The organism is Allokutzneria sp. NRRL B-24872, assembly GCF_002155965.1.
In the GTDB taxonomy this organism is placed as follows: domain Bacteria; phylum Actinomycetota; class Actinomycetes; order Mycobacteriales; family Pseudonocardiaceae; genus Allokutzneria.
In genome coordinates this window covers 42,168-65,781 of sequence record NZ_MUMH01000025.1, presented here as the reverse complement: position 1 = coordinate 65,781, position 23,614 = coordinate 42,168, and the positions used below count along the sequence as shown (strand labels likewise).

At 70.7% G+C, this 23,614-nt stretch carries 25 protein-coding genes and 1 pseudogene; 15 read left to right on the top strand and 11 right to left on the bottom strand.

What is annotated here, in order from left to right; genetic code table 11:
- Positions 1-57: 57 nt before the first annotated feature.
- Positions 58-825, top strand: coding sequence for a right-handed parallel beta-helix repeat-containing protein (locus CCN37_RS07810; protein WP_086819997.1), 768 nt, complete (start codon positions 58-60; stop codon positions 823-825).
- A gap of 66 nt (positions 826-891) precedes the next feature.
- On the opposite strand, the gene CCN37_RS07805 is transcribed toward CCN37_RS07810, so the two are convergent.
- Complete coding sequence (locus CCN37_RS07805) at positions 892-1,794, bottom strand: phosphotransferase family protein (RefSeq protein WP_086819996.1); 903 nt, start codon at positions 1,792-1,794, stop codon at positions 892-894.
- Between the two features lie 196 nt (positions 1,795-1,990).
- Here CCN37_RS07805 and CCN37_RS07800 point away from each other — a divergent pair, with 196 nt between their 5' ends.
- Positions 1,991-2,521 carry an EF-hand domain-containing protein gene (locus tag CCN37_RS07800; protein WP_086819995.1) on the top strand — a complete coding sequence of 177 codons (531 nt, stop codon included), beginning with the start codon at positions 1,991-1,993 and terminating at the stop codon, positions 2,519-2,521.
- Between the two features lie 34 nt (positions 2,522-2,555).
- Here CCN37_RS07800 and CCN37_RS07795 read toward each other — a convergent pair whose 3' ends face one another.
- Positions 2,556-3,350, bottom strand: a complete 795-nt coding sequence (locus CCN37_RS07795) for a TetR/AcrR family transcriptional regulator (protein WP_086819994.1) — start codon at positions 3,348-3,350, stop codon at positions 2,556-2,558.
- 71 nt (positions 3,351-3,421) lie between these two features.
- On the opposite strand from CCN37_RS07795, the gene CCN37_RS07790 reads away from it, so the two are divergent.
- Positions 3,422-5,686: an excinuclease ABC subunit UvrA gene (locus CCN37_RS07790; protein WP_086819993.1), complete on the top strand. Its 2,265-nt coding sequence runs from the start codon at positions 3,422-3,424 to the stop codon at positions 5,684-5,686.
- Positions 5,687-5,751: 65 nt separating this feature from the next.
- A complete protein-coding gene (locus CCN37_RS07785; RefSeq protein ID WP_086819992.1) occupies positions 5,752-8,478 on the top strand; it encodes a BTAD domain-containing putative transcriptional regulator in 2,727 nt (908 codons plus the stop codon).
- A 12-nt stretch (positions 8,479-8,490) separates the two neighbouring features.
- Here the strand turns inward: CCN37_RS07785 and CCN37_RS41375 are convergent, their stop codons facing one another.
- The 4 genes from CCN37_RS41375 to CCN37_RS41360 form a co-directional block, all read right to left on the bottom strand.
- Complete coding sequence (locus CCN37_RS41375; protein WP_246842877.1) at positions 8,491-9,426, bottom strand: response regulator transcription factor; 936 nt, start codon at positions 9,424-9,426, stop codon at positions 8,491-8,493.
- Positions 9,427-9,463: 37 nt separating this feature from the next.
- Positions 9,464-9,892, bottom strand: coding sequence for a PGPGW domain-containing protein (locus CCN37_RS07775; protein ID WP_086819990.1), 429 nt, complete (start codon positions 9,890-9,892; stop codon positions 9,464-9,466).
- A gap of 72 nt (positions 9,893-9,964) precedes the next feature.
- Positions 9,965-10,828, bottom strand: a complete 864-nt coding sequence (locus CCN37_RS42135) for a response regulator (protein WP_305764705.1) — start codon at positions 10,826-10,828, stop codon at positions 9,965-9,967.
- Positions 10,829-10,833: 5 nt separating this feature from the next.
- Positions 10,834-11,931, bottom strand: coding sequence for a sensor histidine kinase (locus tag CCN37_RS41360; protein ID WP_246842876.1), 1,098 nt, complete (start codon positions 11,929-11,931; stop codon positions 10,834-10,836).
- A gap of 119 nt (positions 11,932-12,050) precedes the next feature.
- Between CCN37_RS41360 and CCN37_RS07760 the strand changes: the two genes are divergently transcribed.
- The gene (locus tag CCN37_RS07760; RefSeq protein WP_210407913.1) at positions 12,051-12,767 is read left to right on the top strand and encodes a hypothetical protein; all 717 of its coding nucleotides are present in this window, start codon (positions 12,051-12,053) and stop codon (positions 12,765-12,767) included.
- A 33-nt stretch (positions 12,768-12,800) separates the two neighbouring features.
- On the top strand, positions 12,801-13,742 hold the full coding sequence (locus tag CCN37_RS07755; protein WP_143261478.1) for a site-specific integrase: 942 nt from the start codon (positions 12,801-12,803) through the stop codon (positions 13,740-13,742).
- On the opposite strand, the gene CCN37_RS07750 is transcribed toward CCN37_RS07755, so the two are convergent.
- Entirely contained in the window at positions 13,743-14,342 is a 600-nt protein-coding gene (locus CCN37_RS07750; RefSeq protein ID WP_086819987.1) for a TetR/AcrR family transcriptional regulator, read from the bottom strand.
- A gap of 64 nt (positions 14,343-14,406) precedes the next feature.
- Between CCN37_RS07750 and CCN37_RS07745 the strand changes: the two genes are divergently transcribed.
- Together CCN37_RS07745 and CCN37_RS07740 are read left to right on the top strand one after the other, a co-directional pair.
- Complete coding sequence (locus tag CCN37_RS07745; protein ID WP_086820017.1) at positions 14,407-15,348, top strand: beta-ketoacyl-ACP synthase III; 942 nt, start codon at positions 14,407-14,409, stop codon at positions 15,346-15,348.
- Between the two features lie 21 nt (positions 15,349-15,369).
- A complete protein-coding gene (locus CCN37_RS07740; RefSeq protein WP_086819986.1) occupies positions 15,370-15,690 on the top strand; it encodes a helix-turn-helix transcriptional regulator in 321 nt (106 codons plus the stop codon).
- Positions 15,691-15,699: 9 nt separating this feature from the next.
- Here CCN37_RS07740 and CCN37_RS07735 read toward each other — a convergent pair whose 3' ends face one another.
- Complete coding sequence (locus CCN37_RS07735; protein WP_246842875.1) at positions 15,700-16,377, bottom strand: DUF2306 domain-containing protein; 678 nt, start codon at positions 16,375-16,377, stop codon at positions 15,700-15,702.
- Between the two features lie 196 nt (positions 16,378-16,573).
- On the opposite strand from CCN37_RS07735, the gene CCN37_RS39660 reads away from it, so the two are divergent.
- From CCN37_RS39660 to CCN37_RS07725, 3 genes and pseudogenes are all read left to right on the top strand, one after another.
- Positions 16,574-16,738 (top strand): hypothetical protein, encoded by a 165-nt coding sequence (locus CCN37_RS39660; RefSeq protein WP_168200562.1) that lies wholly within the window; start codon positions 16,574-16,576, stop codon positions 16,736-16,738.
- 35 nt (positions 16,739-16,773) lie between these two features.
- Positions 16,774-16,950: a hypothetical protein gene (locus tag CCN37_RS39655; protein WP_168200561.1), complete on the top strand. Its 177-nt coding sequence runs from the start codon at positions 16,774-16,776 to the stop codon at positions 16,948-16,950.
- Positions 16,951-17,043: 93 nt separating this feature from the next.
- A pseudogene (locus CCN37_RS07725) lies at positions 17,044-17,809 on the top strand (LLM class F420-dependent oxidoreductase).
- Positions 17,810-17,819: 10 nt separating this feature from the next.
- On the opposite strand, the gene CCN37_RS07720 reads toward CCN37_RS07725, so the two are convergent.
- Positions 17,820-18,641: an SDR family oxidoreductase gene (locus tag CCN37_RS07720; RefSeq protein ID WP_086819983.1), complete on the bottom strand. Its 822-nt coding sequence runs from the start codon at positions 18,639-18,641 to the stop codon at positions 17,820-17,822.
- A gap of 122 nt (positions 18,642-18,763) precedes the next feature.
- On the opposite strand from CCN37_RS07720, the gene CCN37_RS07715 reads away from it, so the two are divergent.
- Both CCN37_RS07715 and CCN37_RS07710 read left to right on the top strand, forming a co-directional pair.
- Positions 18,764-20,173, top strand: a complete 1,410-nt coding sequence (locus tag CCN37_RS07715; RefSeq protein WP_086819982.1) for an MFS transporter — start codon at positions 18,764-18,766, stop codon at positions 20,171-20,173.
- Positions 20,170-20,721, top strand: a complete 552-nt coding sequence (locus tag CCN37_RS07710; RefSeq protein ID WP_086819981.1) for a TetR/AcrR family transcriptional regulator — start codon at positions 20,170-20,172, stop codon at positions 20,719-20,721. The genes CCN37_RS07715 and CCN37_RS07710 overlap by 4 nt, the downstream gene beginning before the upstream one ends.
- On the opposite strand, the gene CCN37_RS07705 is transcribed toward CCN37_RS07710, so the two are convergent.
- A complete protein-coding gene (locus CCN37_RS07705) occupies positions 20,696-21,355 on the bottom strand; it encodes a TetR/AcrR family transcriptional regulator (protein ID WP_086819980.1) in 660 nt (219 codons plus the stop codon). The genes CCN37_RS07710 and CCN37_RS07705 overlap by 26 nt on opposite strands.
- 87 nt (positions 21,356-21,442) lie before the next feature.
- Here CCN37_RS07705 and CCN37_RS07700 point away from each other — a divergent pair, with 87 nt between their 5' ends.
- Positions 21,443-22,573, top strand: coding sequence for a serine hydrolase (locus CCN37_RS07700; RefSeq protein ID WP_210407912.1), 1,131 nt, complete (start codon positions 21,443-21,445; stop codon positions 22,571-22,573).
- On the opposite strand, the gene CCN37_RS07695 is transcribed toward CCN37_RS07700, so the two are convergent.
- On the bottom strand, positions 22,557-22,955 hold the full coding sequence (locus CCN37_RS07695; RefSeq protein ID WP_086819979.1) for a DUF4345 domain-containing protein: 399 nt from the start codon (positions 22,953-22,955) through the stop codon (positions 22,557-22,559). The genes CCN37_RS07700 and CCN37_RS07695 overlap by 17 nt on opposite strands.
- A 71-nt stretch (positions 22,956-23,026) precedes the next feature.
- Here CCN37_RS07695 and CCN37_RS07690 point away from each other — a divergent pair, with 71 nt between their 5' ends.
- Positions 23,027-23,611 carry a TetR/AcrR family transcriptional regulator gene (locus CCN37_RS07690; protein ID WP_086819978.1) on the top strand — a complete coding sequence of 195 codons (585 nt, stop codon included), beginning with the start codon at positions 23,027-23,029 and terminating at the stop codon, positions 23,609-23,611.
- The last annotated feature ends 3 nt before the right edge of the window (positions 23,612-23,614 follow it).

Sequence of the window (23,614 nt, the reverse complement as noted above, 5' to 3'; positions counted from 1 at the left end):
CCGGGGCTCCTCTCTAGCTTCTCCGGCATCACCACCGCTGTTTGAGGAGAACACCGCATGCGAGGCAAGTCCATCGTCGGCGTCACCGCCGCCCTCGTCGCACTCGCCGGAGCCGTTCCGGCGACGGCGGCCTCCCGCCTGGTGATCAACCAGGGCGGCACGCCGGAGAACCCCCGCGTCTACGACGGCACCGGCAGGACCGTCGACGGCATCGACGTGAAGACCGGCAACGTCGTCATCCTCAACTTCAGGATGACCAGGCCGTCAGCGCCGGGAATCCGCGCGCAGGGCAACAACATCACGTTGGCGGACAACGTGATCACCAACCCGGTCGGCGGGGACGGGGACGGCATCCGGTTCTTCGGCGACAACATCAAGATCCTGCGCAACACGATCAGCGGGACGAGCAACAAGTACGGTCACGCCGACTGCATGCAGACCTACGCCACGAACACCCCCGGCAGCAACAACGTGCTCATCGAGGGCAACCGCTGTCAGAAGATCGACAACATGTGCCTCATGGCGGAGGGCCCCAACGAGGGCGAGGGCAGCGGCAAGGGCCACAGCTCGCACTTCACCATCCGCGGCAACTTCTGCGAGACGCTCAAGGCCTCGCAGGCGTTGATGTTCGAGGACGTGCGGCACGCCACCATCGAGAACAACGAGTTCGCGGCTTCGCCGACCAAGGCCATCGGCCTGGCGATCAAGTCCACGCACGCGACGGTGAGCGGCAACGAGGTCAGCCCCGGCATCCGCTACGAGGTCGGCATCGACAAGTCCTCGATGGAGGACTACCAGGGCCCCAAGCCCGGCGGCAAGCCCTGAACCCGTTGGGGCTGGGCGGGTATCGCGGGGTCCGCCCAGCCCCGGCAGGTCATCTCGTCACACCGCTCAGCCGAGGACGGCCAGCGCCCGCTCCAGCGCTTCGGCGGTCTGCGGGGCGGCGGGGCGCTTCCTCGGCGCGGCCTCCACGAGCATGATCGCGTAGAGGTAGGCCTGGTAGAGCGCGATGCGCTTGCGCGCGGAGTCGTCGAAGAGCAGCACTCCCCCGGCCTGGCGGTAGCCGCTCAGGAAGGCCTCGTCCTGTTCGATGTCGCCGAACAGCGCCAGCGAGGCCATGTCGGCGAGCGGGTCGCCCCAGAACGAGCGCTCGCCGTCGACCAGCGCGCTGATGTGCCGGGTGCCCCGGGGCTCGTCGATGAGGATGTTGCCCGCCCACAGGTCGAAGTGGACCAGCACCGGCGTCGCCACGTCGTCGAGCACGTCGGCGACGCCCGCGAAGCGCTTGCGCAGCTCGGGCAGCTCCACGCCGAAGCGCGCGGCGTCGGCGATCAGCGCGTCCACCATGCCGAGGAAGGCCTCGCGCCAGGTGGTCGCCAGCCCGCGCTGCGCGTAGCCGAAGCGCTTGCCGGTCAGCCGGTGCAGGTCGGCGACGATCCGGCCGAGTTCGGCGCGCAGCCGCTCGTGCTCGGCCGCGTCGAGCGAGCCGCCGAGGCGGTGCCAGTTGACCCCCGGCACCTCCTCCATGAGCAGGTAGCCCTCGCCGCCGCGGACCACGTGCGGCACCGGGACACCGCCGGACTCCGCGACGCGCAGGAACATCTCCTCGGCCGCGAGCAGGGCGATCTCGTAGTTCAACCGGGGCTCGCCCCGCGACGGCTCGACCTTCAGCACCTGGCGCGCGCCGTCGACCATCTCCAGCAGGTAGAGCGTGTTGTAGAAGCCGTCGGTCAGCTGTTCCTGGGAGGCCACGTCGGCGGGTTCGATGCCCGCCACGGCCAGCGGCGCCGTCATGACGGCCAGCCTAGACGGAGCGGGCGCGAGGTGATCGTCGGTGTTCCAGTTCGGTCTCGCCGCGGCCTCGCCCGCACCACAACCCCGGGTCGCGGGCGGGCACCGAGAGTGACCGGCGAGTGCCACCCGTCCGGCCAATTGCCCGCTCCCGCGCTGCGCCGCACGCTCGAACCCCGCCAAGCCGAAGGGACGCAGCATGGCCAGCGAGCTGCAACGCCGCAAGATCGCCAGGGTGTTCTCCGCGATGGACGCCGACTCCGACGGGGAGCTCACCGAGTCCGACTTCCGCGCGCTCACCGACCGCTGGACCGCGCTGCGCGGCGCCGAGCCGGGCAGCGACGCGCACGCGCTGCTCACCGCCGTGATGATGGGCTGGTGGGCGACGCTGCTCGCGGCGGCCGACCCGGACGGCGAGACCGTGCTGCTCCAGGACGTGCTGGCCGTCGCCGAGCGGCTGTCCGGGATGAGCGAGGCGGTCGTGGGCACGGCGCACGCGATGTTCGACGCCGTGGACCGCGACGGCGACGGTGAGGTCTCGGTCGCGGAGTACGGCGAGATGATCGAGGGCTGGACCGGCTCAACCGAGGACGTCTCGGAGATCTTCACCCAGCTCGACGCCAACGGCGACGGACGGCTCTCCCGTGAGGAGTTCTCCGCGCTGTGGTTCGAGTTCTGGGCTGGCGATGACGCCGAGGCCCGCGGCAACCTGGTCTTCGGCCGGGTCTGAGCAGGTCTGAACGGGTCCGAACGGTTCGGGCGGGTCAGGCGATCCGGGCTCGGCGCAGCGCCACCTCGATGCCGTCGAGCACGGTCGCCAGGCCCGCCCGGAACGTCTCCCGCGCCTCCTGCTCCAGGTACGGCACGGACTCGTCGTCCATCTGGAAGGCCCGCCCCGACTCCAGCCTGGTCAGCGCCGGGTAGCGCTCGCTGAAGTCCGGCGCGACCTCCACCAGCAGCGCTGAGCGCGTCAGCCACCACTCGTCGTCGGACATCCCGGTCTCGGCCTGCGCAGCACGCGCCTCGACCGCCCGCCGCACCGCGCCGCGCACGTAGGTGGTCAGCGTGCCGACCAGGCGCCGCACGTCCTTCGCGGGCAGTTCCAGCCGGTCGAGGACGACGATCAGCGTCTCCACGGTCTGGAACTCGTTCGGCCCGAGCACCGACCGCGCCTCCGACACCTGGAGCAGCCACGGGTGCCGGAGGAAGAAGTCCCAGTTGTCGCGCGCCCACGCCGTCAGCGCGTCGCGCCACTCCGCGTGGCCGGAGTAGTCGCTCGGCAGCTCCGCGAGCGCGTGGTCGTACATGAGGTCGAGCAGCTCGTTCTTGTTCGCGACGTAGGTGTAGAGCGCCATGGCGGTGCGGCCCAGTCGCTCGCCGACCGCGCGCATCGACAGGCCGGGCATGCCGTCGGCGTCGGCGATCTCGATCGCGGCCTCGATGATCATCTCTATCGAAAGCGCTGGTCGCGGGCCTGGACGCGCGGTGTCGGTGGAACCAGCGCGCCAGAGCAGGCCCATCGAACGACGGGCGTCACCCTGGGCCGCGTAGACCACCATTTGCCACTCCTTACATCGTAAAGTATCCTCAGTTTACACCCTAAGGAATCAGCTCTCGAGAGGAGCCCGTCCTGCGCACGGCAGCCGACAGCCACGACGTCATCCAGGTTCGCGGGGCCAGGGAGAACAACCTGGCCGATGTCTCGCTCGACATCCCCAAGCGTCGCCTCACCGTCTTCACCGGCGTGTCCGGCTCTGGCAAGTCCTCACTGGTCTTCGGCACGATCGCGGCCGAGTCCCGGCGCCTGATCAACGAGACCTACACGGCGTTCATCCAGTCCTTCATGCCCAGCAACGGCCGCCCGGACGTGGACGCGCTGCACAACCTCAGCGCGGCGATCGTGGTCGACCAGGAGCGGATGGGCGCCAACTCGCGCTCGACCGTGGGCACCGCCACCGACGCGTACACGTTGCTGCGCATCGCTTTCAGCCGCCTCGGCACCCCGCACGCCGGCAGCGCGCACGCGTTCAGCTTCAACAACCCCGAAGGCATGTGCCCGGAGTGCGAGGGCATCGGCCGGGTCTCCGCGATCGACGTCGACCAGCTCGTCGACCGCGAGCTGTCGCTCAACGAGGGCGCGATCACCGTGCCCGGCTTCACCGTGGACAACTGGTACGTGCAGACCTACGTCCAGTCCGGCCTGCTCGACCCGGACAAGAAGCTGCGCGACTACTCCCCCGCCGAGTGGGCGGACTTCCTGCACAAGACCTCGCTCAAGGTCAAGGTCGGCAGCACCAACGTCACCTACGAGGGCCTGGTGGTGAAGGTGCAGCGGCTGCTGCTGTCCAAGGACCGCGAGGCGATGCAGCCGCACATCCGGGCCTTCGTCGACCGCGCGGTCACCTTCACCACGTGCGGCGCGTGCGACGGGACCCGGCTCAACCCCGCCGCCCTGTCCTCGCGGATCGACGGCCGGAACATCGCCGAGTGCGCGTCGATGCAGATCAGCGATCTGGCCGAGGTCGTGAGCAAGTTCGACGGCATCGGGCCGCTGACGGAGAACCTCAGGCACACCCTGGACTCCCTGGTGGAGATCGGGCTCGGCTACCTCAGCCTGGACCGCGAGTCCGGCACGCTCTCCGGCGGCGAGGCCCAGCGCGTGAAGATGGTGCGGCACCTGGGGTCCAGCCTCTCCGACGTCACCTACGTCTTCGACGAACCGACCGTCGGCCTGCACCCGCACGACATCCAGCGGATGAACAACCTGCTGCTGTTGTTGCGGGACAAGGGAAACACGGTGCTCGTGGTGGAGCACAAGCCCGAGGTCGTCGAGATCGCCGACCACGTGGTGGACCTCGGCCCCGGCGCGGGCTCGGGTGGCGGGCAGATCTGCTACACCGGCGACGTGGCGGGGCTGCGCGCCTCGGGCACGCTCACCGGGCGGCACCTCGACCACCGCGCGCGGCTGCGCGAGCCCGTGCGCACGCCGAGCGGTCACCTGTCGATCACCGGAGCCTCGCTGCACAACCTCAAGGACGTCAGCGTCGACGTCCCGCTCGGTGTGCTGACCGTGGTCACGGGCGTCGCGGGCTCCGGGAAGAGCTCGCTCATCCACGGCTCGCTCTCCGGCAGGGACGACGTGGTGGTGGTCGACCAGTCGGCGATCAGGGGCTCGCGGCGCAGCAACCCCGCCACCTACACCGGGCTGCTCGACCCGATCCGCGCCGCCTTCGCCAAGGCCAACGGGGTGAAGGCCGCCCTGTTCAGCGCGAACTCCGAAGGGGCGTGCCAGAACTGCAAGGGCATCGGGCTGGTCTACACCGACCTGGCGATGATGGCCGGGGTGGCCACGGTGTGCGAGAAGTGCGAGGGCAAGCGGTTCACCCCCGACGTGCTCACGCACAAGCTGCACGGCAAGGACATCAGCGAGGTCCTGGCCATGCGCGTCTCGGAGGCCAGGGACTTCTTCACCACCAAGGCGCCGAGGGCGATCCTGGACCGGCTCTCCGACGTCGGGCTGGGCTACCTGGGGCTCGGCCAGCCGCTGACCACGCTCTCCGGCGGTGAGCGGCAGCGGCTGAAGCTGGCGATCCGGATGGCGGAGAAGGCCGCGACCTACGTCCTGGACGAGCCGACCACCGGCCTGCACCTGGCCGACGTGGACCAGCTGCTCGGGCTGCTCGACCAGCTCGTCGACGACGGCAACACAGTGGTGGTCATCGAGCACCACCAGGCGGTGATGGCGCACGCGGACTGGATCATCGACATGGGTCCGGGCGCAGGTCAGGACGGGGGTCAGGTGGTGTTCACCGGGACGCCCGCCGAGCTGGTCGCCGCTGGTGGCACGCTGACCGCGACGCACCTGCGCGCTTACACGGGCGGCCCGGGTTCCTGATAACCGCCTTGAAATGATCCCGTAAAGGAGTTATCCAGAACCAGGACTAGGCCATTGGGAGTGATGTGACCCTGGAGCTGGGGATACTCGGGGATCTCGACGTGCGCGTCGGAGGGGAGCCGGTCAACACCGGCTCCCCCCGGCAGCGGCGCGTGCTCGCCGCGCTCCTGGTCGACGCCAACCGGCTCATCCCGCAGGAACAGCTGGTCACCCGCGTGTGGGGGGCCAACCCCCCGTCGGGGGTGCGCTCCACGCTGCACACTTACGTGTCCCGGCTGCGCGGGGTGCTCACGCCGACCGGCGAGGCGACGCTGACCCGCCAGCCCGGCGGCTACACGCTGAGCACCGACCTGGCCAACATCGACCTGCACGCCTTCCGGGCCCGCGCGGCCAAGGCGCGCAGGAAGTCCGATCCAGCCGGCCGCGCCGTCCTGCTCCGGCACGCGCTGGAGCTGTGGCGGGGCGAGGCGTTGGCCGGGTTCGACACCGAGTGGGCCGCCGCGGTGCGGGTGACGCTGCACAAGGAGCGGCTGGCCGCGCAGGTCGAGCGGATCGACGCGCTGCTGACCTGCGGACGGCACGCCGAGCTGATCGCCGAGCTGACCGAGCTCGTGATCGAGCACCCGCTCGACGAGCGCCTGTGCGAGCAGCTGATGCTCGCCTACTACCGCAACGACCGCCGCGCGGACGCGCTCCAGGAGTACGAGCGCGTGCACCGCGGCCTCGCCGAACAGCTGGGCACCGATCCGGGTGCGCGGCTGCGCGAGCTGCACGGGCGGGTCCTGGCCTCCGCGCCCGATCTGGCCGTGCACGCCCGAGGCACCGCCGCGCCCAAGATCCGGGCCGCGATCCCCCGCCAGCTCCCGTCCGCGCCGGGGGTGTTCGCCGGGCGCCGCGCCGAGCTGGCCTCGCTGGACCGCGGCGCGCTCACGGTGATCAGCGGGATCGGTGGATCCGGCAAGACCTCGCTGGCGCTGCACTGGGCGCACCTCGACCCGAACCGGTTCCCCGACGGCCAGCTCTACGCCGACCTGCGCGGCTTCGACCCCGAATGGGAGCCCGTCCAGCCCGAGATCGCGCTGCGCGCCTTCCTCGACGCGCTCGGCTCGCCACCGGAGACCCTGCCCGAGGGCCTGGACGAGCGCGTCGCGCTCTACCGCGAACTGCTCGCCGACCGCAACGCGCTGGTGGTGCTGGACAACGCGCACGACGTCGAGCAGATCGCGCCGCTGCTGCCCGGCGACGGCGAGTGCACGGTGGTGGTGACCAGCCGCGACCGCATGGCGGGACTGGACGGCGCTCGCCTGCTCACCCTCGACCCGCTGGCTCCCGAGGACGCCAGGGACCTGCTCGCCGCGCGGCTCGGCGAGGACCGCCTGGCCGAGGAACCCGAGGCGGCGCAGGAGTTGCAGGCGCTGTGCGCGGGTCTTCCGCTGGCGCTGGGCGTGGTCGCCGCGCGGGTGGCCACCTCGCCGTGGCTCGGGCTCGCCGAGCTGGCCAGGAGCCTGCGCGATGACCGCTCGCGGCTGGACGGGCTCGGGATCGGCGACGGCAGGGTGGACCTGCGCGCGGTGTTCTCCTGGTCGCTGCGGGCGCTGTCCCCCGAGGCCGCCGAGCTGTTCGGCCTGCTCGGCGTGGTGCCCGGAGTGGAGATCGACAGGACCGCCGTCGCCGCGCTCACCGGGACCGACGCCTCGGCGCTGGCGGAGCTGGAGAGCGCCAACCTGATCACACTGTCCACTTCGGACAGATACCGGATGCATGATCTGGTCCGCTTGTACGCCAAGGAAACCGCGGGTGCTTCAGCGACGGAGGCGCTGCGCCGGTGGGTCGACTTCCACACGCACTCCGCCTACGCCGTCGAGCGCGCGCTGTTCCCCCGCCGGGCCCAGATCGAGCTGGAGCCGCCCGCGCCCGGCTGCGTCCCCGCCACCTTCGACGACATGGAGTCGGCGATGGAGTGGATGGACGCCGAGCAGGGCAACGTCGCCGCCGCCCAGGTCCTCGCCGCAGAGTCGTTGTGGCACAACAGGGTCTGGCAGATCGCGCGCGCCATGGACACCTACTACTGGCGCCGCGGCCTGCTCTCCGAACGCGTCGCGCTGTGGGCCGCCGGCCTGCGCTCCGCCGAAGCGCTCGGCGACGTGGACGCGCGCGTGCTGTGCCTGCGCTCGCTCTCCGACGCGCACGCGCGGATGGACCAGCACGACAAGGCGCTGCTGTTCGTGGAGCGCGCCCTTGAGCTGGCCGAGACGCCGGAAGTGGTGGCGCACATCAACTACAGCCTGGTGGCCGCGTGCGACCGGCGCGGGGACCACCGGCGCGGCTTGGTGCACGCCGAGGCCACGCTGCGCATCTACCAGGGGCTCGGCAAGCCCGCCCTGCACGCGCAGGGGCACATGGCCGTCGGCTGGTGCCTGCTCAAGATCGGCGGCAGGCACGCCGACGCGCGACGGCACTGCGAGCAGGCGCTCGCGCTGTACCGGGCGCACAACGACCGCAGCGGCGAGGCCGGCGCGCTCGAAGGGCTCGGTCTGCTCGCCCACGAAGCCGGCCGGTTCGAGGAGGCGCTCGCGTACTACGAGCAGGCGCGGACGCTGTCGGTGCGCCTGGGGAACCTGTACATCGAGGCGGAGCTGCTGGAGCACATCGGCGAGGCCTACACCGGGCTCGGCCTGCACGTGCGGGCCAGGGAGGCGTGGGAGCGCGCCGTCGAGTCCTTCGCCGCCCAGCACCGCGAACGCGAGGTGCAGCGCGTCCAGGCCCTCCTCCGCCACCCCGCCGCTCTCTAGCCGCGCAGCGCGTCAGCGGACCAGGTGGCGTTGGACGTCCTCGGCGACCTGGGCGCGGTCCATGGCGTACTTGCGCAGGATGTTCTTGAGGTGCGTCTTCACCGTGTTGGCGCTGATGCCCAGCTCCTGGGCCAGGCGCTGGTTGGTGAGGCCGTCGGCGACGAGCAGGGCGACGCGCTGTTCGGCCGGGGTGAGCGCGAGGAACCGCTGCTCGGGGCCGTCGTCGGCGCGGAGGGACATCTCGGCGAGCTCCGACTGGATCTCCACGCACGAGGTGACGACCTGCTGGAGGTGCGCGGCCGCGAGGGTCAGCTCTCCGCCGACGAGCACGTCCTCCGCGGTGCGGCGCAGCGAGGCGACGCGCGAGGCCAGGTACTCCACGACGGGATCACGGGTCGAGGACGTGGCGAGGCCCGGCAGGTCGGCCGGGAGTAATCGCAGCGCGTCAAGATCCTCCTGGTGCCGCGCGAGCACTCGGGCGACGAGCCCGGCCAGCCACTCGAAGGCGTGCACGGAGTTGTCGTCGTAGATCTCGGGCACCGAGCAGTACATCGACAGCATCCCGAAGATCCGGCGCCCACCGGTGCGGTCGCGGCGGAACAACGGCACGGTGACCACGTCGGCGGCGGCGCTGTCCGCGCGCAATGCGGCACCGTTGTCGTAGGACACGCGGTAGGTCTGCTTGTGCCGGACGACCCACGCCACCTGGCCGTTCGGCGAGTACGCGCGGGAGACCGGGTCGTCGTGGCCGTAGACGAAGCGGACGCGGTTGGAACCGTGCAGCAGGCCGACGTGGAAGGCGTCCACCCGCGCGATCCGCCCCGCGACGACGCGCACGTACTCGTAGAGGCCGTACCGGTCGTAGGCGAAGCGCGCTGTGATCGTGTTGTGGGCCTCGTGCAGGACAGCAGCGGTCTGCGTGCTGACTCTCAGTGGCAACTGTGACACTGGGCCTCCCTGCGAACGCGGAGCGCGATGGTCCAGCCTACGACTCCTGGGCCGCCGCGGAGCGTCGGCGCTGGCTCACCCGGTGGTAGCTGTAACCCAACAGGCCGAACAGGATGGCCCCGGAGATGATCAGGCTCGACCCGGTGGCCCAGCCGGGAAGCGGCAGCCAGGGGAACAGCCGCAGGCCCCAGACCACGCCCAGGCCGATCAGCCCGAGCCCGGCCAGCACCGACCCCGCCACGTTCAGCGGCGAGGACACCGCCGCCTCCATCCCCTTCATCGCGCGGTCCCGCACCGGGTCCACGTACTTCTCCAGGGAGGGGAACTCGGCGGCGAGGGTGACCAGACCGGCCAGCACCAGCAGCAATCCGGGTCCCGGCAGCACCAGCAGGACCACGCCGACCAGCACCAGCGCCCCGCCCAGCAACATGATCAGCACGCGCTTCAGCTGCTTGCTCGCCGCCACTGGTCCTCCTCGTGTCCGTTGCCGCACACGCTAGCCAGCCAGGCGCCTCCGCGCACCGAACACGCCGCCGTCTCAGCCGTCCGGCACGCTCACCAGTCCCGTCCGGTACGCCGCGATGACCAGTTGCGCCCGGTCCCGCGCGCGCAACTTGTCCAGCAGCCGCCCGACGTGCGTCTTCACCGTGCCCATGCCCACGAACAACTTCTGCGCGATCTCGCCGTTGGACAGCCCGTGGGCGATCAGGGTCAACACCTCCCGTTCTCTCGGAGTCACGCCGTCCAGCTCCGCGCTCAGCCGACGGGACTCGGGCTCCTGGCCACCCACGCCTTCATGGCCGGGCTCGGGCTCTTGGCCGGGCTGAGGCTCTTGACCAGGCAGGGCCTCCTGGCCGGTCGGGGCCTCTTGGCCAGGCGGAGACTCTCGGTCGTGCCGCGACTCTTGGCCGGGCGGGGACCGGTGACCGTGTTGGGGCTCGGGGCTGGGCCGGGACGCGGGACCGGGCTCGGGTCTCCTGGCGAACTCGGCGATCAGCCGCCGGGTCACGGCCGGGGCGAGCAGCGCCTCTCCCTGCGCGACCACCCGGATCGCGGCGAGCAGGTCGGCGGCGGTGGTGTCCTTGACCAGGAACCCGCTCGCGCCCGCGCGCAGCGCCGCGTAGACGTACTCGTCGAGGTCGAAGGTGGTCAGGATGATCACCTTCGACCCGGCGGTCGAGGGGTCGGCGCAGATCCGCCGGGTCGCCTCGATCCCGTCGAACACCGGCATCCGCACGTCCATCAGCACGATGTCGGGCCGGTACTTCGCGGCCAGCCGCACCGCGTCCGCCCCGGTGCCCGCCTCGCCGACGGCGGTGAACCCGGGCGTGCCGTCGAGCAACGCGCGGAAGCTCTGCCGCAGCAACGAGTGGTCGTCGGCGAGCAGGACCCTCACGTCCATGCCGCTCACCGTGCCTTCCACGGCAGGTGTGCCACCACCGCGAAACCACCTCCCTCCCGTGGTCCGGCCGTGAAGGTGCCGCCGTAGAGCGACACCCGCTCCCGCATTCCGATCAACCCGTGTCCCTCCCCTGCTGTGGCGTGACCGAGCCCGTCGTCGGTCACCTCAATGCTCACCGTGCCGAAGCTCTCCGTGACGATCACCCGGCACGAGGCCGGCGCGGCGTGCTTGACCACGTTCGTCAGCGACTCCTGGACGATGCGGTACACCGACAGACCCACCGCGTCCGGCAGTTCCTCGGTTCCGCTGACGAACGTGTCCACCCGCACCCCGGCCGCCCGCGCTGCCTCGGCCAGCTCCGCGATGTCGGCGGGACCGGACAGCGGGCGCAGCTCCGCGTCCTCGCGCAGGACGCCCAGCACGCGGCGGATCTCCACCAGAGCATCGCGGCTCGTGGTCTCGATGATCGCGAGCGCCGAGCGGGACTCCGCCGGGTCCGCGAGGTGGTTGGCCACGGTCGCCTTCACCGCGATGAGGCTCATGCTGTGCCCCACCACGTCGTGCAGTTCCCTGGCGATCCGCAACCGCTCTTCGACGACGGCCTCCCTCGCGAACTGATGAGCGAACGTCGCCGCGGTCTCCCTGCGCCAGCGCACCACGGTCCCCGCTGCCCAGGCCACGCCCATGCCCGCGCCCACGACGACCGCCTCGGTCGACCACTCGAAGGCCGTCCCTCGCGGGTAGCAGGCGTAGATCGTCGCCCCGGCCCCTGCCAGGCTCACCGCGAACGCACCCGCCGCCCAGCGCGCGTCCACAGTGGATGCCACGGTGTAGAGGGCCAGAACCGTTGGCGCATAAACAACCCAGACCACGCCGACACCGACCGCACCGATGGCCGTGCTCAGCAGTCCGGCACCGAGCACCACCGCGAGGACCGCCAGCGGCCATCGGCGGCGCACGGCGACGGGCAGGGCGACGACGCAGGCGGCCAGGCTCGTCAGCCAGCCGGGCAGCGTGGACGGCGGGCCGGGTGGCTCCACCGCCGCGTAGCTGCCCAGCAGTGCCAGGAACACGGCCGCTGCGGCGTCGACGACTTTCTTCACGGGATCAACGTAGACCGGCGGTCCGACACTGCGCGTCTAACCACGGTCAGATATTCCCCGATCGCCAATCTGACTCCGGTCAGATGTGCTCCTCGTCCCGCCCGAGCAGGCTGAGAGGCATGAGAGACAACGACTTCCCAGGGCGCTGGGTCACCGGGACCTCGCTCGTGCTGGGGCCGCTCCTGCTGCTCGCGGGAACCCTGCTGCGCAGTGGCTTCCACTTCTTCTTCCCCCAGCAGCTGGCCGCCTACGCCGAGCACCCCGGGCTGGTGGTCGCGGCCTACACCTGCTTCGCCGCCGGGAATCTTCTTCTGTGGCCCGGAATCCTGGCGCTGGCGCGCTCGATCGGCCTCAAGCACCCGCTGCTGGCGGCGTGGGGCGGCTGCCTGGTGATCTTCGGATTGTTCGCGCGGACCTTCCACGCCGGCGCCGATCTGTACGCACTGCTGCTCGTCGACTCGCTCGACCAGAACAGCGCGGTGAACGCCGTCGCGCGCTTCTACCCCGCGTGGGGCGAGCTGTCCTGGCACCCCGTCCGCGTCCTCGCCCCTGCCATCGTCTTCGGCTGGATCGTGCTCGCGGTCGGCGCGTACCGCTCACGAACGCTGGGCCTCGTCGCGTCAGTGGCGCTCGGTCTGGCCTGCTCGCAGGCCATCGGAATCCTGAAGGGCACCGAGCTGCCGCAGTCGCTGATCGCGGTGGGCGGTCTCTGCGTCGCACTGATCCCGCTCGGAGTGCGAGAGCTGCTGTCAGGGCCTCGGCCGAGCGGGCGCGCGCTGGCGTGGCTGGCGGTCGTCGGCGCCCTGGTGGGACTGGGCGTCCACTTCGAGGTGTGACTGACGGTCAGGGGGTGGTGTCACCATCGCGACATGGACAAGGCAAGGACGACACCGATCATGACCAGCGCGGCTGTGTCGCGGCTGGTGACCGCCTGGCTGGCGACCATTCCCTCGGAGCACACGCGGGCCCGCTACCGCCGCGACCTCGGCCGCCTCGCGGGCTGGCTGCTGGGCCACCGCGGCCGGGGCCTGCTCTCCACCCGCGCCGAGGACGTGATCGCGTACTCGCACACATTGACCGGCAACCGACACGACCTCGACCTCCACGCGCACCCGTTGCGGCGGCACAACACCATCGCCACCAAGGCGACGGCGTGGAGCTCCTTCTTCACCTACTGCGTGCGCGCGGGGCTGATCGAGGCGAACCCCGTGCAGCAGGCCCGCGCGCTCGATCCGGCGTCGGCCTACCCACCCCATCCGAGGAGCCCGGCGCGCAGCGCGGACGCGGAGGCGTTGCGCGCGCTGGTCACCGAGGCGCACCGCGACCCGTGGCTCGGCGGCAGCCTCGGCGCCGCCATGGTCGGCCTGCTCGTGGTCACCCAGTGGCGGCCGGAACGCGTCACCACGCGCACGCTCGCCGATCTCTCACGGCGCGGAGTGCACGACGGCGAGATGTGGCTGCCCTTACCGGCGCCGGTGCTCGACTACCTCGCGGCGTGGCGCGCGGAGCGACCGGATGTCGTTGGGGCGCATGTGTTCTACGAGCGCTCGGGGCTGCGGCGGATCTCCGCGATCGATCTGATGCGGCTGGTGCTGCGCAGCGCGGAGCGGGGTGGGCTCGGCGAAGGGCTCACCGCGACGCAGGTCGCCCGCGCGGCCGCGGAGATCACCAGGCGCGGGGAGGCCGTCGAGCTGCCGCCGCTGGAGGAACTGCGCCGCACGGCACCGGCGCCGGAACAGCTCGCGTTGCCGGACGATCCGCGCGAGCACGACCCGGAGCAGCCCGCGCTGCTCCCGCTCCCGGAGGGGTGATCACACACCGAGAAGACGGGTGACGGCCCGGCGGGCGCGGTCGGCGGCCACGCGGTCGCGGTCGAGGCGCAGCGAGTGGTTGAGGCTGAGCATCACGCCGTACAGCTCGAACATCAGCTGGTCGGCGTCGGTGTCCTCGGGCAGCTGCCCCGCGTTCGCGGCGAGCCTGATCTGGAACGTGAGGTCGCGACGCCACACGCCGATCATCCCGGCGACGGCCTCGCGCACGGGGCCTTCGCGGTCGTCGAACTCGGCGACGGCGGCCGTGAAGAAGCAGCCGCCGGGGAAGACACCGCGCTCCAGGTAGGAGATCCACGCCTCGCAGAGCGCGCGCAGCCGGGGCAGGCCGGGCTCGACCCCGGTGGCCCGGTCCGACACCTCGTGGACGAAGACCCCGGCGGCGGTGTCGACGACCGCGAGCTGCAGGACCTCCTTGGAACCGAAGTGGCCGAGCAGGCCGGACTTGCTCATACCCAGGTCGGTGGCGAGCCTGCCGATGGTCAGGCCCTCCAGTCCTTCCACGGAGGCGACGCGCACGCCCCTGTCGAGGATCACCGAGCGGGTGTTGCGGGCCTCGGTCGCCGATCTGCGCGGACTCACGGAGCCAGCCTACCGGGACGCTCCACATTTAGCGTCCGACCGATCGGACGCTAAAATGCCGGGCATGCCGTTGCCGAGGATCGCCGCGCTGGGTCACCACCAGCCGAAACACGTCATGACCAACGATGACCTGAGCGTTCTGGTCGACACGACCGACGAGTGGATTCGCCAGCGGACCGGGATCGCCACCCGGCACATCGCGCACGCCGAGTCCGTCACCGACCTCGCGGCGCAGGCCGCGGCGAAGGCGCTGGCCTCCTCCGGGCTCGCCCCCGAGGACGTCGGCATGGTCGTCGTGGCGACGTGCTCTGCGATCGACCGCTGCCCGTCGATCGCGGCGCAGGTGGCCGGGCGGCTGACCATCCCGGCCGCTGTCGCCTTCGACCTCAACAACGGCTGCGCCGGATTCACCACGGCGTTGGCCACCGCCGACCACGCGGTGCGAGCCGGAGCCACCGGCGCGGCGCTGGTGATCGGCGCGGAGAAGATGTCCGACCTCGCCGACTGGACCGACAGGTCGACCTGCGTGCTGCTCGGCGACGGCGCGGGCGCGGCCGTGGTCACCGGCTCCGGCGGCGCCGACGGAATCGGCCCGGTCGTCTGGGGCTCGGACCCGACGCGCGGGCACGCTGTGCGGCTCCTCGACGACTGGCACCCGCTCTTCCGCCAGGAGGGCCGCGAGGTGTACCGCTGGGCGACGACCGAGCTCGTCGACTTCGCGAAGCTGACCTGCGAGCGCGCCGGGGTCACGCCCGCCGACCTGGGCGCCGTGGTCACCCACCAGGCGAACCTGCGCATCATCGACGCGCTCGTGGACAAGCTCGGCGCCACCAAGGCGGTGATCGCGCGCGATGTCGTGGACTCCGGCAACACCTCGGCCGCCTCGGTCCCGCTGGCCCTGTCGAAGCTCGTGGAACTCGGCGAGGTCGAGCCCGGCGCCCCGGTCCTGCTGTTCTCCTTCGGCGGCGGGCTTTCGTGGGCCGGTCAGGTGGTCGCCTGCCCGTGACGGCGGACCTAGACTCGCGGTGTGGCGGAGAACGCGAGCTCACCCGATCCCGACGTGCTCCTCGCGCTACGGGCGCTGTCGAACCCGATGCGGTTGCAACTGCTGCTGTGGCTGCGCGAGCCCACGCTCCACTTCTCCGCCGAGCGCGCCATCGCCGATCCCGTCGAGGTGGGGATCTGCGTCACGCACATCCGCGAGAAGGCGAACCTGGCGCAGTCCACCGTGTCCGCCTACATGGCCGAACTGGAGCGGGCCGGACTGGTGAAGTCCACGCGCGTGGGCAAGTGGACCCACTACAAGCGCGACGAGACCCGCATCGCGCAGCTCGTCGAGACCCTCTAGCTCGGCCCCTCAGGCAGGTTGGGCGATCTTCGGGGCGCGGCGGCGGGCGGGTCGGCGGTCGCGGTCGAGCCACCACTGCGCGATCAGCAGCGGGACGGTCCAGCCCAGCCAGGAGGACAGCGATCCGATGGCGTGCATGAACGCGATCTCGCTGCCGCCGAAGGTGGTGGCGATCCGCGGCTCCAGCACGGTGACGGCCAGCGCCGACCACAGGCGGTTGGTGATGATCGACATGGTCAGCGCGAAGCTGCGGACCATCCAGCGGCGGTGCTCGACCATGCGGCGCCCGCGCGCGGTGATGACGCCCATCGCGGTGGTGCCGAGCCAGAGCGCGGAGAGAATCACGTGGCTGGCCATGGCGACCGGCCCGAAGGGCGTGTTCACGCCCACGACGAAGCCGAGCAGCCCGGCGGGCAGGACTCCGGCGAAGACGTAGACGCGGCCCAGCCTTCGGTGCAGGGCGAGGTTGCGCTGGCGCAGCCACGGCCAGATCTGCAGGCAGCACGTGATCATGGCGATGGAGCCGAAGATGATGTGCGAGACGAGAATCCAGTAGTACGCGGGGAAACCGGGCGGCGACGGCAGTCGGGACCGCGACGGGTCGAGGCTGAGGTAGCCGGGCAGCGAGAGCGCGAGGAACGCCAGCACCACCAACGCGAGCGGAGCCATCCAGGGCCGTCGGAACATCGTTCTCTCCCACCAGAAGTCGTTGTCGGCAACGGTAGGAACCCGGTCGCCGATGATCTCTGGTGCTGGCCGCCCGCTGGAGGTGGGGAATGCCCCACCCCCAGCGGTTGTACCGTCGGCGCGAGCCGTGCGATCCCGTTGTCGACCTCATCCGCCACTTCACGGGTCGGGTGACCGACGACGACATAGCCGCGCTGTGGAGCCATTTCACCGCGGCGTCCAGATCGGCACGGCCGACGTGTGGCTGCTGCGCGAAGCCGAGTTCGCCGTCCTCGCCAGGCGAACGCCCACGAACGTCCACCTCCCCGTCTACCGCTTCGAGACCGCCGAAGCGTCCACAGAGGACAGTTCATTGAGCTGACTTCCGGGGCGCGACGGGTCGTCAAGGCTGTGTGCGTGCCCGTCACGAAGAACGCGCCCTGCCCTGAGCACGTCGTGTACGCGGTCGAGTTCGCCCCAGGGATCTCCCAGCGCGGAGCACTCGTCGACGTGGTGGTCGAAGGCGAGGAACTGCCGCCGCACCAAGCGTCGTTGCTGGCTTCGGGCACTCAGCTCTGGCCGGTCTCCGGCTGATCGAACCTGCCTTTCAAATCGAAAAGACGCGATACTTCGATTTGACGGGGTGGGCGCGGATGACGGGGTGGCGCGATGGGCAGCGTGGACGGACTGGAGCTGAAGCGGTTCGGGCTCTCCACCTTCGACTTCGAGTTCCAGCCGGTGGCGCTGGTGCACGAGTCCGTCCGCGAGATCGAGGAGTTGGGCTGGCGCACGGTGTGGGTGCCCGAACTGCTGGGGCGGGACGCCCTCACGCACGCGGCCGTGCTGCTCTCCTCCTCCGAGCGGCTGAACGTCGTCAACGGCATCGCCCGCGTCTCCCCCTGCGGGCGTCAAGCCGCTCGACGTGATGGCCGCCCACCTCGACGAGCTGGACGACACGGACTCGCCCAACCCCGCTCCACAGCACCCGGTCCGGCGTGTCCTCGCCGCCTACAGGCCCAAGATGCTGGAGCTGGCCCACGACCGCGCCGCCGGTTCGCAGAGCTACCACGTCAACGTCGAGCACACCGCGCAGTCCCGTGACATCCTTGGGCCGCAAGCGTTTCTCGGCGTCGAGCACGCGGTGCTGCTGGAGACAGACCCCGTCAAGGCTCACGAGATCGCCCGCGCGCACATGCACACCTACCTCACGAGCCCGTACAACATCGCGAAGTTCCGCCGCCTCGGTTACTCCAAGGAGGAGATCGGCGACGGCGGCAGCGATCGGCTCATCGACGACTTCGTGCACTGGGGCGATCTGGGCTCCATCACCAGGAAGCTGCACAACCACCTCGACGCCGGAGCCGACCACGTCGCCGTCCAGGTGATCGGCGTCGAGCCCGGCCAGACCGCCCTCCCGCAGTGGCGCGCCCTCAGCGAGGCCCTGCTCTCGTAGACCGCACTGGTCAGCTCGTGGTTGGGAAGTGCGCCTGCGACACGTAAGCGGTGAACGGCTTGGGGGCTCGACCGGTGACGGCGCGGACGACGTCGGTTGGAGCGCCGTCTCCGCCGGCACGCAGAGCCTCGAAGCCGGGCAGCTCCGACAACACCTGCTCGCGCGGCACGCCGAAGCCGGTCATCGCGGCGACGTAGTCGGCGCTCTCGCCGTGGAAGCGGATCTCTCGGCCGACCTTCGCGCCGATCAGGGCCAGCGCGTCGGGGAAGGACAGCGCCTCCGGCCCGGTCACCTCGTAGCTGCGCCCGGCGTGGCCGTCCTCGACCAGCGCCGTGGCGGCGACGGCCGCGATGTCGTCGGCGTCGACGAACGCCTGCCGGAGCTCGCCGACCGGGACGGCCAGCTCGCCCGCGGTGATCGCGGCGGCGAACACGCCCTCGTCGAAGTTCTGGTTGAACCAGTTGGGCCGCACGATCGTCCACTCCGCGCCGGACTCGCGCACGGTGCGCTCGGCCGCCATCAGCCGCTCGTCGCCCATCAGCTCGATCGCCATGCTGGACAACAACACCAGCCGCCGCACTCCGTTCTCCACAGCGCAGCGGACGAACTCGGGATCGACGGGCAGTTCGTGCGGGGCCATCAGGTACATCGCGCCCGCGCCCGCCACGGTCGGCTCCCAGGTGGCGCGGTCGGCCCAGTCGAACCGGACGCCGCCGGAGCGGGAGGCCGCCCGCACCGGTCGCCCGGCCTCGCGCAGCAGGGCCGCCACCCTCCGCCCGGTGGAGCCGGTCGCGCCGAGCACAACGGTTGGTTTCTCGTTCCTCTCTGCCATGCCCCGACTGAAGCACGGACCCCTGACAATCCAGGTTCGGCCAGGTCAGGGCCGGACTTGAGTTCTGAGGTGAACAGGCGTTTACTAGGTGAACACACGTTCACCCCTTTCGGAGGAGTTCCATGCCCAGCGCACGTCGTCCGCGCCTGATCCTCGCCGCGCTCGCCTCCTGCGGGGTGCTCATGGCGGTGATGCAGACGATCGTGGTCCCGCTGCTCCCCCGGCTGCCCGCGCTCACCGGCGGCACGGCGACCGACGTGAGCTGGCTGCTCACGATCACGCTGCTGACGGGCGCGGTCTTCACGCCGCTGCTCGGCCGCGCCGGGGACATGTACGGCAAGCGCCGCGTGCTGCTGCTCGCGCTCTCGTCGATGATCGCCGGCTCGGTGCTGTGCGCGGTCAGTTCCAGTCTCGGCGTGCTGATGGTCGGCCGGGGCTTGCAAGGCGCCGCGCTCGCGGTCGTGCCGCTGGGCATCAGCATCCTGCGCGATGAGCTGCCGCGGGAGCGCGTGGTTCCGGCGATCGCCATGATGAGCGCCACGCTGGGCGTGGGGGCCGCGCTGGGGATTCCGTTGGCCACGTTGGTCGTAGAGCACGCGGACTGGCACACGCTGTTCTGGCTGTGCGCGGTGCTCGGTGTGCTCGCGCTGACCGCTGTCGTGCTCATCGTGCCCGAGTCGCCGTTGCGCACACGCGGCCGTTTCGACGTCGTGGGAGCGCTGGGGCTGAGCGCGTTCCTGGTGTGCTTGTTGGTACCGGTGTCCAAGGGCAGCGCGTGGGGATGGAGTTCGCCAGCGACGCTCGGCTTCTTCGCGGCGGCCGTGCTCATCGTGCCGCTGTGGGGCTTCCACCAGCTGCGCGTGCACGCGCCCATGGTTGACCTCAGAGTCTCCGCGCGCCCCGCCGTGCTGTTCACCAACCTCGCGGCACTACTAGTCGGATTTTCCTTCTACGCCAACTCGTTGGCCACGGCGCAGCTCGTGCAAGAGCCCGTCGCGACCGGCTACGGCCTCGGCGCGTCCATCGTGGTGAGCGGACTGTGTCTGTTGCCCGGCGGCATCGCGATGGTGCTGTTGTCGCCGGTGTCCGCACGGTTGTCAGCTGCGCGCGGTCCGCGTTTCACCCTCGCTGTGGCAACAGGTGTGATGGCCGTGGGCTACGCGGTGCGACTGTTCACCAGTGAGAGCCTGGTCGCGATCGTCATCGGTGCGACGGTGGTCGCCGCGGGAACGGCCGTGGCGTACTCCGCCCTGCCCGCGCTGATCATGCATGCTGTGCCGGTGACGGAAACCGCCGCCGCTAACGGGCTCAACACACTGATGCGCTCCATCGGCCAAGCCGTGTGCAGCGCGGTCGTGGCCACCGTGCTCTCGTCGCTGGTCACGGTGCACGGGCCGACGCTCGGCGCCTACCTCGTGGTGTTCGTCATCGCGGGCGCGTGCGCGTTGGCGGCGCTCGGGCTCACCCTGCTTATCCCCGCTCCGCGTCCGGCACAGGTCGAGGCGCGCGTGCTCGCGGGTACGGCGGCATGACCGACAACAGTCGCCACGCGATCCTGCTCGCCGCGCGTCGTGCGTTCGCGCGCAATCCCTACGCGGACGTCACGTTGCGTGGAATCGCAGCCGATGCGGGCGTGAGCGCTTCGTTGATCGTGAAGCACTTCGGCGGCAAGGAGTCCCTGTTCGACAAGGTCGCCGACTTCGAGGACGCGGCGACCGCGTTGCTGGACGCGCCGAACGAAGAGCTAGGGCGCTGTGCGGTGCGCGCGATCGTCCAGTTCCGCCGCGACAACAACGCGGACCTGTTGCTGCGCGTGGTGTTCGCACTCGGCGTGGGCGCGGAGCGGGCCATGCTGCGCGAGCGTTTCCGCCGCCAAGTCGTGCAGCAGGTCGCGGCACGGCTCACCGGCGAGGACGTGCCACTGCGCGCGGAACTGTTCGTGGCACAGCTGATCGGGCTCGGCGCGGCGCTCGCGGTCGACCGCGAAGGCCCTGCGGCGACCGCCGACGTCGAGCAGATCGCGGACCTCTACGCGCCCGCGCTCCAGTCGCTGGTCAACGCCCGCCAGATCGCGCGATAAGGCCGACGAGCTGGTTGCACAGCCCTTCGCGCAGGCCGATCACGAACAGCTCCGGTGAGGTCGGCGAGCCCATTTCGGCCATCACCTGCGCGACAGCCTCGGTGGGCCGCGCGTAGGGCCACAGCCCGGCGACGATGACGAACACCGAGCCCGCGAAGTGGCCGGCCCCGTGCTCACCGATGCCCGGGAAGTGCCCGCGCACCATGGCCGCGAGCCGGTCGGCGTTGCGCGAGGAGTTGCCCTTGAACACCCGCGCGTACTCCACGGTGATGTTGCGTTCGAGCACGCCCGCCATCGAGCTGATCAGCTCGCACAGCTGCGCGTGCCCGGAAAGCGAGAGCGCGACCGCCGTGGCCACCGCCTCCGCCTCGCTGGGTACCTGCCGCGTCAGCACCGGCTCCAGTTCGTCCAGCCACGCAGTCCACTGCCGGTCGAGCAACTCCAGGAAGACGGCTTCCCGGCTGTCGAAGTAGCGCAGCACGTTGGACTTCGCCAGGCCCACCCGATCGCTCAGCTCACGCAGGCTGATCTCGGCGAGCGGGCGCTCGGCGAGCATCTCCCCTGCCGTGTCGAGGATCGCTTCCCGGCGCTGTCTCACCTGCTCAGGGCGCCGCGCGCGCTGGAAGTCGGTCACCGGACCAGCTTATCAGACCAGCGGTCTCTTGATAACAGACCAGTGGTCCGATAACGTCTCGCGGTGTTCCCGGACGGCGGTGGAGGCATGACGATGCGAGTCAGCGGATCAGTGGCCCGTGGCTACGAGAACGTGCGTGAGGCGTTCGCGGCCGCGCAGGCCCACGACGAGGGCCAGGCGCAGCTGTCGGTCTACCGGCACGGTGAGCTCGTCGTGGACCTGTGGACGGGCGAGGAGAACAGGATCGGCATCGTCATGTCGTGCACCAAGGGCATCGTGGCGACGTGCGCGCAGATGCTCGTGGAGCGCGGACTCCTCGACGTGGACGAGCCCGTGACGCGGTACTGGCCGGAGTTCACGGCCACGTCGGCCACGGTGCGGCACCTGCTCACGCACAGCGCGGGCATACCGTCGTTCCCCAAGGAGGCCGGGCTCATCCCGATCGACGCGTTGGACTGGGACACGTGCGCCAAGGCATTGGGCGCGGCGACTCCGATGTGGGAGCCCGGCACCGCCTACGCCTACCACGCGTTGACCTACGGCTATCTCGTCGGCGAGGTCGTGCGCCGCATCGCAGGACGCTCTGTCGGCGAGTTCTTCCGCACTGAGATCGCCGACCCGCTCGAACTGGACCTGTGGATCGGCCTGCCCGAGGAGCAGGAGCACCGCGTGGTGCCGCAGTTCTCCACGGCGCCGGAACTGAAACTGCCCGCCGCGCTGAAGTTCGGCATGAAGACGCTGCGCGCGCTTATGAGGGGCTACATGTTCGCCGCGGAGTGCTTGCCACTGCTGAACACCCGCGAGGGCCGCGCAGCCGAGATCCCCGCGATGAACGCGGTCGGCGACGCGCACTCGCTCGCGCGGATGTACGCGGCCACGATCGGCGAGGTCGACGGTGTGCGCCTGCTCAGCGAGGAGTCGGCGCGCCAGGCGCGGACCCCGCAGACGGACTCGTTGTCCGCGCCCTCACCGCTGAACCTGATGCGCATCCCGTTCCCGCAGCGGTTCGGATTGGGCTACGAGCTGTCGCGACCCGGCGAACCGATGTTGGGCCCCACGTCCTTCGGTCACGCGGGCGCGGGCGGGCGGCTGGCGTTCGCCGATCCGGCCAGCGGGCACGCCGTGGGCTACACGTGCTCGAACATGGCGTGGGACCCGATGTCGGGCGCGGACCCCCGGTGGCTGCCGTGGACCGCCGCGCTCAGCCAGGTCCGCTGAGCGCGACACGGCGCTCGTCGGCGGTGGCCAGCCAGAAGAACACCGCCGGGAGCACGAACTCGATCACGGTCAGCGGGACCTGGAACCAGTGCGGCTGGCCGTGGACGAGCATCGACAGGACCCGGCCGACGCCGCCGAGCAGCATGATCCCGGCGAGCCAGCGCACGGCTGACGCGGAGATCGGCACCTGCCGCGCGGCCCAGACCCACGCGAGCCCGTAGCCGAGGAAGATCGCGTTGTAGAAGCGCTCCCGGCTGTCCACGGTGGCGCCCGTGCCCTCCTCACCAGGCACGGAGTCGATTCCGAGCACGATGTGGTACACGCCGATCGCCACGCACGCGACGCCGGTGACCAGCAGCAGCACTCTCAAGAGCTTGACCATTCGCCCCACCTCTCCCGTTAGTAGATGCGTGTCTACTTAGCTAGTAGACGCGTGTCAAGTAAGATGGTGCGGTGACCCCACGCCGCAGGCTCGACCCGGCCGAGCGCCGCGCCGAACTCCTCGACGTCGCGGCGACGCTGTTCGCGGCGAAGCCGTACGAGGACGTGCGGATGGAGGACGTCGCCGACCGCGCGGGCATTTCACGCGCGCTGCTGTACCGGTACTTCCCGAACAAGCGCGACCTGTTCGCGGCGATCTACGAGCAGGCGTCCGAGCAGTTGCTCGCCAAGTCGGAGTTCGACCCCGATGCGCCCGTGGCCGGCCAGGTCGCCGCGGCGCTCGACGCGCACTTGGCGTACTTCGAGGCCAACAGCCACACAGTGCTCGCGGCCAACCGTGAGCTCGCGGGAGACCAGGTCATCCAGGCGATCATCGAGGGCGAACTGGCCACGTTGCGGCACCGGCTCCTCGACAACGCGTGTTTCGACGAGCGCGCGCGGGATCTCGTGTCAGCGGCGTTGACGAGCTGGCTGGTGTTCGTGCGCACGATGTGCGTGGACTGGCTCGCCAACCAGGCGTACTCGCGCGAAGAGCTGCGCGCGGTGTGCCTCGGCGCACTGTGGGGCGCACTGGAGCCTCTCGAAGGACGGGGTTGACGG

Coding starts and splice junctions, on each gene's coding strand:
- CCN37_RS07810 (WP_086819997.1), top strand. CDS start 58: ATGCGAGGCAAGTCCATCGTCGGCGTCACCGCCGCCCTCGTCGCACTC.
- CCN37_RS07805 (WP_086819996.1), bottom strand. CDS start 1,794: ATGACGGCGCCGCTGGCCGTGGCGGGCATCGAACCCGCCGACGTGGCC.
- CCN37_RS07800 (WP_086819995.1), top strand. CDS start 1,991: ATGGCCAGCGAGCTGCAACGCCGCAAGATCGCCAGGGTGTTCTCCGCG.
- CCN37_RS07795 (WP_086819994.1), bottom strand. CDS start 3,350: ATGGTGGTCTACGCGGCCCAGGGTGACGCCCGTCGTTCGATGGGCCTG.
- CCN37_RS42135 (WP_305764705.1), bottom strand. CDS start 10,828: ATGGACGTGAGGGTCCTGCTCGCCGACGACCACTCGTTGCTGCGGCAG.
- CCN37_RS07760 (WP_210407913.1), top strand. CDS start 12,051: ATGAGAGACAACGACTTCCCAGGGCGCTGGGTCACCGGGACCTCGCTC.
- CCN37_RS07755 (WP_143261478.1), top strand. CDS start 12,801: ATGGACAAGGCAAGGACGACACCGATCATGACCAGCGCGGCTGTGTCG.
- CCN37_RS07745 (WP_086820017.1), top strand. CDS start 14,407: ATGCCGTTGCCGAGGATCGCCGCGCTGGGTCACCACCAGCCGAAACAC.
- CCN37_RS07735 (WP_246842875.1), bottom strand. CDS start 16,377: ATGTTCCGACGGCCCTGGATGGCTCCGCTCGCGTTGGTGGTGCTGGCG.
- CCN37_RS07720 (WP_086819983.1), bottom strand. CDS start 18,641: ATGGCAGAGAGGAACGAGAAACCAACCGTTGTGCTCGGCGCGACCGGC.
- CCN37_RS07715 (WP_086819982.1), top strand. CDS start 18,764: ATGCCCAGCGCACGTCGTCCGCGCCTGATCCTCGCCGCGCTCGCCTCC.
- CCN37_RS07710 (WP_086819981.1), top strand. CDS start 20,170: ATGACCGACAACAGTCGCCACGCGATCCTGCTCGCCGCGCGTCGTGCG.
- CCN37_RS07700 (WP_210407912.1), top strand. CDS start 21,443: ATGACGATGCGAGTCAGCGGATCAGTGGCCCGTGGCTACGAGAACGTG.
- CCN37_RS07695 (WP_086819979.1), bottom strand. CDS start 22,955: ATGGTCAAGCTCTTGAGAGTGCTGCTGCTGGTCACCGGCGTCGCGTGC.